Origin of the sequence: Corynebacterium sp. HMSC22B11 (assembly GCF_001815965.1) — a bacterium.
Lineage (GTDB): Bacteria > Actinomycetota > Actinomycetes > Mycobacteriales > Mycobacteriaceae > Corynebacterium.
Map to the genome: position 1 here is coordinate 1 of NZ_KV823490.1, position 13,418 is coordinate 13,418.

Sequence of the window (13,418 nt, forward strand, 5' to 3'; positions counted from 1 at the left end):
AGATCAGTGTTGCAACGACCACTAGAACTTAAGACGAGCCTAGGACACAAGAAAACCCCTAGTCCGAAGACTAGGGGTGAACCTTTGCCGTCGGGGCAACAGGATTTGAACCTGCGACCCCTCGCTCCCAAAGCGAGTGCGCTACCAAACTGCGCCATGCCCCGGCCACACTTTCGCGAACCTAAGCTCGCGTTGCGTGCGCTCTAACCATACGTTAGCCCTGAGGAAAGTCCAAACCGCTATGCGCAGTCTGGAATCCCCCGCTATAACCGCTGGTCAGAGTGGAGGGAACGACGGGAATCGAACCCGCGTCTTCAGCTTGGAAGGCTGAGGTATTAGCCACTATACGACGTTCCCAGAAAGCAATCTTCGCATCATGCCGGCCCGGCGTGAGCACGAAGCTTGCTGTGGATAGACACCCTACACGATAGCGCGGTCAACTACCCAACCGGCGCCACCGGGGTGAGCCGTGGAGTTTAGGCCTCCGGGAGAGCCGGAGCCTCACCGGTCTTCTCGTACTCGGCGAGGATGTCGATGCGACGCTGGTGGCGCTCCGCCTCGCTCCACTCCTGGGCGATGAAGGCGTCCACGATGGCCAGCGCCTCCTCCTCGGAGTGCATCCGGCCGCCCAGGCCGATGAGCTGGGCATTGTTGTGCTCGCGGGCGAGCTTCGCGGTCTCCACGGACCAGGCCAGCGCGCAGCGCGCGCCCGGCACCTTGTTCGCGGCGATCTGCTCGCCGTTGCCGGAACCGCCCAGGACGATGCCCAGGGAGCCCTCGTCGGCAACGACCCGGCGGGCTGCCTCGATGCAGAAAGCCGGGTAGTCGTCGTTCGCGTCGTAGGTGTGTGCACCGCAGTCAATCACCTCGTGGCCAGCGGCCTTGAGGTGGTCTGCGATGAGGTTTTTCATGTCAAAACCGGCGTGATCGGCACCAAGATAAATTCGCATGATCTTTAGCCTACCGCAGTCTCCGTGGCGCTCGGATCCTCCGTGCGGGTCCGCTTGAGCTCGAAGAAGTGCGGGTAGCTACCCAGGGTGACGGAGGCGTCGAAAAGCTCGCCTGCCTGCTCCCCCTTCGGCACGCGGGTCAGCACAGGGCCGAAGAAGCCGCGGCCATCGATGTCCACGATCGGGGTGCCGACCTCGTCGCCAACCAGGGAGATACCGTGCCGGTGGGTCTCCTTCAGTTCGTCGAGGAATGCGTTCTCGGCGTGGGGGCGCAGCCCGATGCGGTCGATGAAGCCCTCCGGCAGGTCGAGCTTCTCCACGACCTCGGCGATGAGGTCGTCGTAGCAACCGATGTAATCCCGCTCGCCGCGGTTCTCGTTGTGGATGGCCTCGCCCATCAGGGTGTAGTAATCGGCGATCTGATCCGGGTGCTTGGTGTAGATCGCGGCTGCAGCCAGCGCCGGTGCCCAAGCTGCCTCCATGCGGTCCATGTAGGCGGGGTCGAGGTCGCGGCCGTCGTTGAGAACGGACAGGCTCATCGGGATGAAGTTCACCTTCACGTCGCGGACCTTCTCCACCTCCAGCAGCCAGCGGCTGGTCACCCAGGCGAAGGGGCAGGTGACGTCGAAGTACATGTTCAGCTCGTTCGTGGTGGCCACGGCGGGTTCCTTTCCTTTTCTTCTTCTGTTCTTCCCGCCACTGTATACATCTCGCCGGTCCCCACGTTTTTCTTAACGACGACGCCCTCGGGTGCAAGGAGCGGAAATCCGTGTCCGGGCCCGCGCGTAGGGTGGAGCGCATGACTTCAACGAATCTCACTCAGACCGAAGCTCAGGCCCGCGCCGAGCTGATCTCCGATGTCCACTACACCGTGGAGCTGGACCTTTCTGCCGGCGAGGATATGCAGCGCGAGCAGTTCCCGAGTCGCACCACGATCGACTTCCGCTCTGGTGCTGGTTCCACCTTCGTGGATTTCCGGGCGCGCGAGGTGAACTCCGTCCACCTCGATGGGGAGGACATCACCGAGCGGGCTATCGGCACCGGCGACTACGACGCCACCGCGGGCATCGTCCTTGCTGATCTTGCTGAGGGCGAGCACCAGCTGGTGGTGGACGCGCTGGGCGATTATTCCGTCACCGGCGAGGGGCTGCACCGCTTCCAGGACCCTGCGGACGGCAATATTTACCTCTACTCCCAGTTCGAGACCGCCGACGCGAAGCGTGTATTCGCCTGCTTCGACCAGCCGGATATCAAGGCCACCTACTCGCTGAGCGTGCGTACCCCGCAGCCGTGGCGCGTCGTGACGAATAACGTGGTCGCCACCGAAGCCGAGGGCGACACAGTGCTCCACCGCGCGGAGGTGGACTACCTGCTGTCCACCTACCTGATCGCCTTCTGCGTTGGCCCGTGGCACGAAGTCACCGACGAGTGGCGCGGCGAGATCACCGCCCACCCGGAGACCTCCGACGAGGCGCTGACGGCAGCGCGCACCCGCGGCGAGATCCAGAACAGCGGTTCCCAGACCGTGCCGCTGGGTCTGTACTGCCGGCAGTCCCTGGCCGATCACCTGGACGCCGAGGAGCTGTTCACCGTCACGAAGCAGGGCTTCGACTACTACTCCGAGCACTTCGGCATCGCTTATCCCTTCTACAAGTACGACCAGGTGTTCTGCCCGGAATACAACATGGGCGCGATGGAAAACGCCGGTGTGGTGACGATCCGCGACGAGTACGTCTTCCGGTCCGCAGCCAGCCACTATGAGTACGAGCGCCGCGCGGACACGATCCTCCACGAGCTGGCGCACATGTGGTTCGGCGACCTGGTGACGATGACCTGGTGGGATGACCTGTGGCTCAACGAGTCCTTCGCCACCTGGTCCGCTGCCATGAGCCAGGCCAATGCCACCCGCTTCGACACCGCCTGGGTGACCTTCGGCAATAAAGAAAAGGCATGGGCCTACGCCCAGGACCAGCTCTCCACCACCCACCCGGTGTTCACCGATGCCTCCGATATCGTCACCGTGGACGCCAACTTCGACGGCATCACCTACGCCAAGGGCGCAAGCGTGCTCAAGCAGCTCGCCGCCTACGTGGGCCTGGAGGCCTTCTTCGCCGGGGTGCGCACCCACTTCGCGGCACACGCCTGGGAAAACGCCACCTTCGACGACCTGCTCTCCGCGCTGGAGCGCTCCAGCGGCCGGGACCTGTCGGACTGGGCGGATCAGTGGTTAAAGACCACCGGCATCAACACGCTCAAGGCCAGCTTCGATGTCGTCGATGGCGCCTACCGGAACTTCGCCGTCGAGCAGAGCGGGGCGGCCCCGGGGGCCGGCGAAACCCGTACCCACCGCATCGGCATCGGCATCTACCGCACCGACGACGACGGGCAGCTCAGCCGCATCACCCGCGTGGACGCCGACGTCGCTGGGCCGACCACCGCGATCCCGGAGCTAGATGGAACCCCGGCGGGCGAGCTCGTCATCGTCAACGACGACGACCTGAGCTACGCCTTCATCGAGCTGGACGCGGATTCCCTCAAGGTGGCGACCGAAAACATCACCGCGATCGCCGACCCGATGCCGCGCTCCCTGATCTGGTCCGCGGCCTGGAACATGACCCGAAATGCTCAGATGAAGGCCCGCGACTTCGTGGCACTCGTCGCGCGTGGTGCGGTCGCGGAGACCGAGATGGCGGTGCTGGAGCAGGTCCTCGCGCAGTCCCGCGTGGCGGTGAGCACCTACGCTGCCCCGCAGTGGCGCCAGCAGGGCTGGGAACTGCTGCGCGAGGCCTTCCTGCGCGGCATGAAGGAAACCACTGGCCAGGCGCAGCTGGCCTTCGCCCGCGCGTTTGCACACAGCGTCCACAGCGCCGAGTCCGCCCAGATCTTGCAGGAGCTGCTCGGCGGAGACGCGGCGAACTATGCGCCGGGGCTGGAGATCGACCAGGACCTGCGCTGGCAGTTCCTCATCGCCCTGGCGGCCAGCCAGGACGAAAGCGGGGAATCCGAAGAGCAGGTGGACGCGCGAATCGCCGAGGAGGAGACCCGCGATGCATCCTCCTCCGGTGCGATGCTAGCGCTGGAGGCACGCTCGGCCGTCCCGACCGCCGAGGTCAAGGCCGCAGTGTGGGAGGAGATCACGCAGCGTGGCCCGCAGCTCTCCAACCTCGCGCTGCGCCACCGCATGGCGGGGCTGACCCGGATCGGTCAGGGTGAGCTGCTGCAGCCCTTTGGCCCTAGCTACGTGGCCAATGCCGCCCGCATGTGGGAGGAGCTCAGCCCGGAGATGGCGCTGCGCACCCTCTCCGGCATCTACCCGGCCTGGGACCTCAGCGAGGAGACGGACCGCCAGGTTGCGGAGCTGATCGAAGCCCCGGATACCCCGGCCGGATTGCGCCGCACCCTGCGAGAGGGCCGCGACCGAGTGGCTCGCGCCAAGACCGCCCAGGCTTTCGACGCCACCGAGTAGTGGCTTAAGACGTGGTGCCGGAGCCAGCTCGAGACTAGACGGCCCGCGGCTACAGCCGGGAAAACGCTAGTCTCGGGAGGAAAGAACCAGCCGCGGCGGGGGCTCCGGCCCCGTTCGCGTGCACCGATGGGTGGCCCGAATGGCAGGCACCCCAGAGAGGAAAAGTTGAGGAACAATGGGCACTTTTTATGATGCAGTTGGGGGCGAGGAAACCTTCCGCACCATCGTGTCCGAGTTTTATAAGCAGGTGAAGGACGACGACATCCTGGGCCCGATGTACCCAGCCGACGACATGGCGGGTGCTGAGGACCGGCTGCGCTGGTTCCTCGCGCAGTACTGGGGCGGGCCGGAGACCTTCAACGAGAAGCGCGGCCACCCCCGCCTGCGGATGCGCCACGCCCAGTTCCACATCGACGAGGCGGCTCGCGACCGCTGGCTGGAGCTCATGGCTAATGCCATGGAGACCGTGGACGAAGAGACCCTGCCGGCCGAGCACCGAGCCGCAATGTGGGATCACATGGAGCGAGTAGCGCAGATGCTGGTCAACGAGCCGACCATGCGCTCCGGCCGCTCCTGGGACGCCTAAGGCAGACGCGCCAGTCCCCCGGGGCGCGGCGCATAGAGGGTGCCGAAGACCCCGTCCAGCCGGATCCAGGATCCGGTGGCGGCCACCCGCACCACGTCGAGTTGGCGCCCTGGGTACTTCTCCTGCAGCGCGGCTGGCGGTGGGTTGATGACGCCCGTCGCCCCGGCCGTGGCGACCATCCGGCCGGTGATGTTCACCAGCTGGGGTGTTGCTCCCCCGGCCGGATCTCCGTTCGAGGTCGCCCCGGAAGAGCCCTGCCCAGCCTCGCTGGTGACCTCCACCAGCTCCTGGTCCAGCATCGAAGGGGCTAGCCCCGCGGGCCCGCCGCGCAGCTCGTGCTCCTCCTCCATCTCGCGGTAAACCTCCCGCAGAACCTCGGCGGGCACCCAATCCACCAGCTGGAAACCGCTGACGGGTGGCAGGGCGCCCAGCCACATCATGTCCACGCTGGTGCCCAGATCGAAGGTGGCGTCGGATTCACCTGGCCCGCCATCGGTGCCCGCGGAGCCCGCCCACTGCTGCAGCGCATCCTTCAGGGCGGCGGCCCGCACGACGGTCGAGTCGGCGTCGTCGTCCTGTCCGTCCAGCACCGCCCCGGGCAAGCGCTGGCTGAGAGCGCAACCAAGTGGGGTGGAGAAGAAAATGTCCAAGCCATCCGGCAATGGGCGCAGCCGAGCGAGCGCCTCGGGGTCCATGCTCAGCACCCGCTCCGCCACACTTGCGATTCGACGCGCCACGGAGCGCGGGGCCTTGTTCACCATTCGCAGCTGCACACTCATGGCCACCAGCCTAACCACACGCCTAAGGCTATGTGCCCTTGAGGTTCAGCACCTGGCGCAGCTCGTGGACGACCTCGACCAGGTCGCGGGCGTCCGCCATGACCTGATCGATGGGCTTATAGGCGTCCGGGATCTCGTCCACCCACGCCGCGCCCGGTCGGTAGACGATGCCGGACATCCGCTGGTCAAGATCCTCGGCGGTATAGCGCTTCTTCGCAGCCCGGCGCGAGAGCACCCGGCCGGCGCCGTGTGGGGCCGACCAGAAAGCCTGCGGGTTTCCCTTGCCGCGGGTGACGTAGGAGCGCGCACCCATGCTGCCAGGGATAAGGCCCGGGCGGCCAGCTTCCGCGTTGATCGCCCCCTTCCGGGTCAGCCACAGCGTGTTCCCGTCGATCGTCACGGGTTCGGTGTAGTTGTGGTGGGTGTTGATGCGCTCGACTTCCACGGCGCCATTTTCAGCGTTGCCCTGCCCCGTCGCGCCCTGCTCTCCCATCGCGCGGGCCAGCTGGTCTACGAAGCGGTCCATCATCTCCTCGCGGTTGGCCAGGGCGAAGGACTGCGCCCAGTGCAGCTCGGCGATGTATTGATCGAATTCCGGGGTGCCTTCCCGCAGGTAGGCGTGGTCGCGGTGCGGCAGCTCGATGCCCGCCTCGGCGCATTGCTGCTGGGCGATGCGGATGTGCTTCTGCGCGATCTTGTTGCCCACTCCGCGGGAGCCGGAGTGCAGGAAGCACCAGACCCGACCCAGCTCGTCGATGCACAGTTCAATGAAGTGATTGCCGCCGCCCAGGGAGCCGAGCTGCTCGCGCCACTTCGGGGAGTGGGACAGGTCCACCCCGTCGCGTTTGGCGTGCTCCTCCAGCTCCGCGATCCGGCGTGCGGTGTGGGCCAGGTGGATCTTCTTGTTGTAGTTGCCCGGCGAGAGCGGGATCGCGCGCTCCAGTTCATCGCGCAGGGCGACGAGGTCGAGGTCGGCGATGTCTGCTTCCGTGTACTTCGTGCGGGCGGCGATCATGCCGCAGCCGATATCCACGCCGACCGCTGCGGGGATGACCGCCCCTGCGGTGGGGATGACGGTGCCGACCGCACTCCCCATCCCGAAGTGTGCGTCCGGCATGAGTGCGACGTGCGGGGTGACGATGTCCAGCGTGGCCAGGTCGATGGCCTGCTGTTCGGTCCCCTCATCGAGGATGGATGCCCAGGACAGGACGCGGGGCGCGATCTTCTTCGGCATGGTCTTCCTTTCTTTTTCCTGTGGGCGGTGGTTTCTGCTCTTCGCAGGACGTTCGTTGCGTTCCCAGGGGCTATCCGGTCACCTTCGGTAGCACGTGCTCGGCGATCTCTTCGATCTGCTCGCCGGCCCGGCTTGTGGAGCCCAGCAGGTTGATGCTGACGTGGTTGATCCCGATCTCCCGTTGGGAGTTCAGCAGGGAGACCAGGGTATTTCGCCCGAGTCGGTAGCCGAAAGTCCCGCCCTGGGCGGGGGCGTCCGGGTCCTCGTGCAGGTCGATCCACATCGCCTCCAGGAAAGGTTTGAAGGTCCCTTCCCCGCACGCGTCGACGACGGCTGCGCGCCACTGTTCGATGTTCTTCTTCTGGACGGCGAGTCCCTTGTGGTACATGAACCAGCCGTCGGTGTGCTCGGCTTTCCACTCCAGGCTCTGCTGACAGGAGCCGGTGGCCAACACCGGCACGTGGTGGGCGGTGGGTTTGGGGAGCACCTCGGCCCCGCCGACCTTGCCCTCGGACCAGCGGATCGGTCGCATGCTGGTGCGCAGTGCCTTGGTGTAGACGGCGAGGTGTTCGCGGAAGCGTTCGTCCCTGGTGCCCTGCTCCTGGTTGAATGCGGGGAACTCTTCCGGGCGGTCACCGGTGGCGATACCCATGAGGAAGCGCCCGCCACTCAAGCGGTCCAGGCTTGCGGCCCGCTTGGCCATCAACAGGGGGTGCTGGAAGGGGACGACGATCGCCGCGGTTCCCAGCGCAATCCTCGAGGTCTGCGCCGCGATGTAGCTCAGGCACATCCAGGGGTCGTAGACCTGCCCGTCGTCGCCGAAGGTCTCCACGCTCAAGGGGATGTCGCGTGCCCAGACAGCAGAAAAGCCGCCGTCCTCGGCGAGACGAATCAGGCGTAGCTGTTCGGCGAGGTCGGCGGCGGGATCTGCACTACTCCCCGATCCTGCTGGGTTGGCTACCTCCGTGGGGCGTTCGCTGTCGCGGCGCCCGATGGGCAGGGAGAGCCCCACCGACAGCCGGCCGGGAGCGAAGTTGCGCTGGTAGCCAGGCAGCTCGGTGATGGGGGTATCGGAGATTGAACGCAGCGGGGTCATACCGCCCACGCTAGTACAGCGCGAGCAGCAAAGCCCCTGCTTAGCGGGCTAAGCGCTTAGCGGGTCAGGCGGCGGTGCGTGACGCGGGACGGACGTGCCGCCTCCGGGCCGAGGCGCTCGACCTTGTTCTTCTCGTAGTCCTCGAAGTTGCCCTCGAACCAGTACCACTGGCCCTCAGCAACGTTGCCCTCCCAGGCGAGGATGTGGGTACAGGTGCGGTCCAGGAACCAGCGGTCGTGGGAAATCACGACGGCGCAGCCCGGGAACTTCTGCAGCGCGTTCTCCAGGGAGCCGAGGGTCTCGACGTCGAGGTCGTTGGTGGGCTCATCCAGCAGGATCAGGTTGCCGCCCTGCTTCAGCGTCAGCGCGAGGTTCAGGCGGTTGCGCTCACCACCGGAGAGCACCTTGGACGGCTTCTGCTGGTCCGCACCCTTGAAGCCGAATGCGGAGAGGTACGCGCGGGATGGCATCTCGTTCTGGCCGACGACGATGTAGTCCAGGCCGTCGGAGACGACCTCCCACACGGTCTTCTCCGGGTCGATGTTCTCGCGGTTCTGGTCCACGTAGCTCAGCTGCACGGTGGAACCGACCTTGACCTCGCCGGAGTCCGGCTCCTCCAGACCAACGATGGTCTTGAACAGCGTCGTCTTACCCACACCGTTCGGGCCGATAACGCCGACGATGCCGTTGCGAGGCAGGGTGAAGGAGAGATCCTTGATCAGGACGCGGTCGCCGAAGCCCTTGGTGAGGTTGTTGACCTCCACGACCTGGTTGCCCAGGCGCGGCGGGGTCGGGATCTGGATCTCCTCGAAGTCCAGCTTGCGGTACTGCTCGGCCTCCGCAGCCATCTCCTCGTAGCGCTCGAGGCGGGCCTTGTTCTTCGCCTGGCGGGCCTTCGCGCCGGAGCGGACCCAGGCCAGCTCCTCCTTCAGGCGCTTCTGCAGCTTGGCGTCCTTCTTACCCGCGACCTCGAGACGCTTGGCCTTGGTCTCCAGGTAGGTGGAGTAGTTGCCCTCGTAGGGGTAGAGCTTGCCGCGGTCGACCTCACAGATCCAGCCTGCGACGTGGTCGAGGAAGTAACGGTCGTGGGTCACGGCCAGGACGGCACCCTTGTAGTCGGCCAGGTGCTTCTCCAGCCACAGGACGGACTCGGCGTCCAGGTGGTTGGTCGGCTCGTCGAGCAGCAGCAGGTCCGGCTCAGAGAGCAGCAGCTTCGCCAGGGCCACGCGGCGGCGTTCACCACCGGAGAGGTTGGTCACCGGCTCGTCGGACGGCGGGCAGCGCAGGGCCTCCATGGCCTGCTCGATCTTGGAGTCAACCTCCCAGGCGTCGGCGGCGTCGAGCTCCTCCTGGAGCTTGCCCATCTCTTCCATGAGCTCGTCGGTGTAGTTGGTCGCCATCTCCTCGGCGATCTGCTCGAAGCGCTGCTTCTTTTCGAAGATGTCGCCCAGGCCCTCTTCGACGTTCTCGCGGACCGTCTTCTCCTCGTTCAGCGGCGGCTCCTGCTGCAGGATGCCCACGGTCGCGCCCGGGTCGTGGAAGGCCTCACCGTTGGAGGGCTGGTCCAGGCCCGCCATGATCTTCAGGATCGAGGACTTACCGGCGCCATTGGGTCCCACGACGCCGATCTTGGCGCCCGGGTAAAACATCATCGTGACGTCATCGAGGATGACCTTGTCGCCGTGCGTCTTGCGCACGTTCTTCATGGTGTAGATAAATTCGCCCACGGTGAACTACTTCAGCCTTTCCGTTGAAGAAAAAGTTCGATAAATCGCTGCCCCATAGTCTACGTGTTCGGCACCGATTTCAAGATTCCGTTGCCGCCCTCTCTGATTCAGCTCCTACTGCAAGACCAACGGCCGGGGCGTCCCCTTTCGCCCCGGCCGTTGTCTCCCCCGCTACCTGCGGATCCCCCGATTCCGCAGCCCCCAAGCACAAGTTGCTTTTAGAACGGTGGCGCCGCCGCGCCGACCAGCTCGCGCTCCTCGTTGCCGCTTCCCGAAGCCGCGTCTTCCGCCGCAGCGCCTTCGGCCTGCGACGTGGCCGCATCGGCGCCGTCTTGATCGGACTGCTGCTTATTGCCCACCGGCTCCTCGCGTGTGACCGTCACCCGGCGCAGGCCCATGTCCGCGCCGATGTGGCTGGCCCGGATACGCAACGCGGAGCGCTTCTCCCCGCTATCCTGCGCCGTCCACGTGGACTGGTAGAGCCGACCGACCACCACGACCGGCATGCCCTTGTAGCCATCACTCACCACATTCTGGGCCAGCTTCCCCCAGCACTGCACCGTGACGAAGGTGGGGCTGCCGTCCACCCACTGGCCGTTGCGGTCCTGGTAGCGGTGGTTGACCGCCATGCGGAACACGGCCATCGCTGCGTCCTCGGTGCGGTGTTTCATCTCCGGGTTGCTCACCATGTTTCCGGTGAGGTGAATCGTTGCCATCTGGCTGCTCATCGTGGACCACTCCTTCTTCGCGTGAATTGCTTGTCCCCCACCGGCAGTTAGCTCCCCCGCCGGTAGGTCCTTCTTTGAGCACCACGCCGCGGATTCTGCTGCGGCGCGTAGCCATTGGTTTACCGAATGCCCCGGCCAGCACACCTGATTCGCAGGCTCAGGCTGTGGATAGCGTTCCCGGCATGTGAGAATTCCACAGAACTCCACCCGTGGCTCTTGACGGCCCGTACCCGCCGTGAGATCCCCGCCGCCGTGCCATGCAGGCCACGGTGAATAACAAAGAAAAGGGACGCCACCAGGCAGGGCTGGTGACGTCCTCGAAAGAAGCGGTAACGGGGCTAGTCGGCGTCCTCGGGGGAGGCGTCGTCGGACTTAACGCCGGGCTCCGAGGCCGGGCGCTGCGACCGCGGGGCCTGGCCATAAGCGCCCGGGATGTTCGCGCCGTACTCCGGGGACGGCAGGTCGGTGAACTTCTGCCCCTTGCGGCGGCGGACCTGCTTGCGGCGGCGCTGCTTCTCGGTGTGCAGCTGGCTTTGCACGGACTCGGTCTCGTAGTCGGCGGTGTAGTACTCCTTCTCGCCGAAGTCCCCGCCCTCGCCGGCCATGCTGGCCAGCATCGCGTTATAGGCCTGCAGATCCTGGCCACCGGTGCGGTCCTGGTGACGGTCGTAGCGCTTCGCCTCCCGATCCTCGGAGCGGTACCACTGCACACCGTGGGCGATGGAGACGATCAGCAGCGGCAGCTCGCCGAGGCCCCAGGCGATCGCGCCACCCACCCACTGGTCGTGGAGGATGTCCACGGGGAAGGGGAAGTCCAGGCGCTGGTAGAAATCCGCATTCATCGGGCTGCGCATCTGCATCAGGGCGATGCCGAACCAGGCGTGGAAGACCACGGAGCCGAAGAGCACGAGCATCTTGTTGAACGCGGAGATGTGGCGCGGGGCGGCGTCCACACCAATGATCACCCAGAAGTAGATATAACCCGAGATCAGGAAGTGCCCGATCATGAAGAGGTGGCCGGAGTGGTTGCTGCCCATCCAGTCGAAGAGCGTGGACAGGTACAGCCAGTAGAAGCCCACGACGAACTGGATGCCCGCGACGATGGGGTGGGTCCAGAAGCGGGAAATCGGGTTATTGATGAATACCACCAGCCACTCGCGCGGCCCCGGCACCCCGTCGCGGCCGGCGGCGGGAAGTGCTCGCAGGAAGAGGGTCATCGGGCCGCCGAGCGCCCAGCAGATCGGGACCAGCATGGCCAGAACCATGTGCTGCAGCATGTGCGGGGAGAACATCGCCATCGCGTACATGCCCAGCCCGGAGCTGGTGGCGTAGAGGAGGAAGACGTTGCCGGCGGTCCACCACAGCAGACGGTTGAGTGGCCACTCCTGGCCCTTCTTGCGCAGTGTGAACCACGCCCACATGTACAGGACTTGCAGGATGATCGCGCCCACGCCGTAGACCAAGTCCAGGCGGAACATGCCGAACATGTGCAGGTAGTTCGGGGGCTCAGTGATGCGGAAGCCCAGCAGAATGTCCATCGTGGTGATCTCGATCTGCTGCGGCAGCGGGGGCGGGATGCGGGACAGAGAGATGGCCACGCCGATAGCACCCGCCATGACCAGGACCTCGCCGATCGCCAGGCGGCTAAACGCCTTACGCGCCTCGGCGGTGGAGCTGCCGCCCTCCCCCTCGGCGGCCTCCAGCTTCGGGATGACCGACTTGCGGTGCAGGTAACCACACACCAGCAGGACGATGCCGAGCACCGCCTTGGCGGTGATGACCAGGCCGTAGTCGGTGGTCAGCCACTCGGAGAAGCGCACGCGGATCGCAGCGTTCACCAGGCCGGAGAGAACCACCGCGACGAAAGCCCAGAAGGCCACGAAGCTATAGCGTTTCGTGATCAGCGCCAGGTGCGGGCCGCGCCGCTTCGCGTGCGCGACCAGGGCCATCAGACCACCAACCCACACGGCGGTGGCCATCACGTGCCACAGCAGGGAATTCACGCCAAAGTCGTGGTTACCGCCCGAGGCGGAGTGCCCATCCAGGGCAAGGGGGATCATCGAGCACAGCGCCAAGGCCAGGAAGACCGGCTGCCAGATCCACTTGCGGGTCAGCAGGGAGAAGAACCAGGTCAGGCCAGCGATGATCGCCACTGCAAGGAAGGCCTTTGCCGTGGAGACCTGCTGAATCGCCACACTCCACAGATCTGGCTTCAGGGTTTCCTTCAGCGGCGAGCCCGAAACATCGGACATGTACAACGGAATCAGGACCAGAGCGCACACGGCCCACAGGAACATTCCCCACTGACCGGTACGGGCTGCGGCGTAGCCGTCGTAATCCAGGTAGCCATCCTTGCGCGGCGGGGCGCCGAAGGCGCTCATCAAGAACCCGCCCACGCCCATGCAACCGATCAGGGTGGCGGCGGAACGCAGGAAGGGTAGGCCGAGGGTCGTCGCGGTGCCCGGATCCGGCACGCCGAGAGCGGCGAGGGACTCGCCCAAGAACTCGACGCTGATGACCGTACCAACGATGCCAGCCACGAGCGCGGCGGCAATGTAGACGAGGATCGGCGGGCCTAGTTTCTGTGCACCGCTCCCCGATCGGGCGGGGGCGGCCGCGTTCTTCACAGGCGCAGACATGTCTCACACAATACCCCCCGACCTGGTGATTACCATTTCCCCAGGCATCAACTAACCTATGGTGCGTGGCAGCGCCCGGAGGCCGGGAAAACGCTCGCTGCATGCCTCCGTAGCTCAGTGGATTAGAGCAGTGGGTTTCTACCCCATGTGTCGCGGGTTCGAATCCTGCCGGGGGCGCTTTGTCATCAGTCGCGACATAGTTGACAGCTCAGT

Annotated in this window: 10 protein-coding genes and 3 tRNA genes; 3 read left to right on the top strand and 10 right to left on the bottom strand. The window is 65.5% G+C overall.

Translation table 11 applies throughout. The annotated features are described in order from the left end of the window. Positions 1 to 90: 90 nt before the first annotated feature. The 4 genes from HMPREF3088_RS04750 to HMPREF3088_RS04765 all read right to left on the bottom strand — a co-directional run bounded on the left by HMPREF3088_RS04750 (position 91) and on the right by HMPREF3088_RS04765 (position 1,609). Positions 91 to 164 (bottom strand) — tRNA-Pro (locus HMPREF3088_RS04750). A 118-nt stretch (positions 165 to 282) separates the two neighbouring features. Beyond that, a tRNA-Gly gene (locus tag HMPREF3088_RS04755) sits at positions 283 to 357 on the bottom strand. 119 nt (positions 358 to 476) lie between these two features. Continuing rightward, positions 477 to 950, bottom strand: a complete 474-nt coding sequence (locus tag HMPREF3088_RS04760; protein WP_012360630.1) for a ribose-5-phosphate isomerase — start codon at positions 948 to 950, stop codon at positions 477 to 479. Between the two features lie 5 nt (positions 951 to 955). After that, positions 956 to 1,609, bottom strand: coding sequence for a mycothiol-dependent nitroreductase Rv2466c family protein (locus tag HMPREF3088_RS04765; RefSeq protein ID WP_070758670.1), 654 nt, complete (start codon positions 1,607 to 1,609; stop codon positions 956 to 958). A gap of 140 nt (positions 1,610 to 1,749) precedes the next feature. Between HMPREF3088_RS04765 and pepN the strand changes: the two genes are divergently transcribed. Next, positions 1,750 to 4,416: an aminopeptidase N gene (gene pepN / locus HMPREF3088_RS04770; protein ID WP_070758677.1), complete on the top strand. Its 2,667-nt coding sequence runs from the start codon at positions 1,750 to 1,752 to the stop codon at positions 4,414 to 4,416. 175 nt (positions 4,417 to 4,591) lie between these two features. Then, on the top strand, positions 4,592 to 5,002 hold the full coding sequence (locus HMPREF3088_RS04775; protein ID WP_083317324.1) for a globin: 411 nt from the start codon (positions 4,592 to 4,594) through the stop codon (positions 5,000 to 5,002). Here HMPREF3088_RS04775 and HMPREF3088_RS04780 read toward each other — a convergent pair. The 6 genes from HMPREF3088_RS04780 to HMPREF3088_RS04805 form a co-directional block, all read right to left on the bottom strand. Beyond that, a complete protein-coding gene (locus tag HMPREF3088_RS04780) occupies positions 4,999 to 5,781 on the bottom strand; it encodes a DUF8185 domain-containing protein (RefSeq protein WP_246818052.1) in 783 nt (260 codons plus the stop codon). The genes HMPREF3088_RS04775 and HMPREF3088_RS04780 overlap by 4 nt on opposite strands. A 28-nt stretch (positions 5,782 to 5,809) precedes the next feature. Continuing rightward, a complete protein-coding gene (locus HMPREF3088_RS04785; protein ID WP_070758672.1) occupies positions 5,810 to 7,015 on the bottom strand; it encodes an RtcB family protein in 1,206 nt (401 codons plus the stop codon). 70 nt (positions 7,016 to 7,085) lie between these two features. Beyond that, positions 7,086 to 8,111, bottom strand: coding sequence for an LLM class oxidoreductase (locus HMPREF3088_RS04790; protein WP_070758673.1), 1,026 nt, complete (start codon positions 8,109 to 8,111; stop codon positions 7,086 to 7,088). A gap of 56 nt (positions 8,112 to 8,167) precedes the next feature. Beyond that, positions 8,168 to 9,838, bottom strand: coding sequence for an energy-dependent translational throttle protein EttA (gene ettA / locus HMPREF3088_RS04795; protein WP_070758674.1), 1,671 nt, complete (start codon positions 9,836 to 9,838; stop codon positions 8,168 to 8,170). Between the two features lie 218 nt (positions 9,839 to 10,056). Continuing rightward, the gene (locus tag HMPREF3088_RS04800) at positions 10,057 to 10,566 is read right to left on the bottom strand and encodes a single-stranded DNA-binding protein (protein ID WP_246818053.1); all 510 of its coding nucleotides are present in this window, start codon (positions 10,564 to 10,566) and stop codon (positions 10,057 to 10,059) included. Between the two features lie 338 nt (positions 10,567 to 10,904). Then, complete coding sequence (locus tag HMPREF3088_RS04805; protein ID WP_070758676.1) at positions 10,905 to 13,205, bottom strand: bifunctional copper resistance protein CopD/cytochrome c oxidase assembly protein; 2,301 nt, start codon at positions 13,203 to 13,205, stop codon at positions 10,905 to 10,907. 103 nt (positions 13,206 to 13,308) lie between these two features. On the opposite strand from HMPREF3088_RS04805, the gene HMPREF3088_RS04810 reads away from it, so the two are divergent. After that, positions 13,309 to 13,382 (top strand) — tRNA-Arg (locus HMPREF3088_RS04810). Positions 13,383 to 13,418 lie beyond the last annotated feature (36 nt).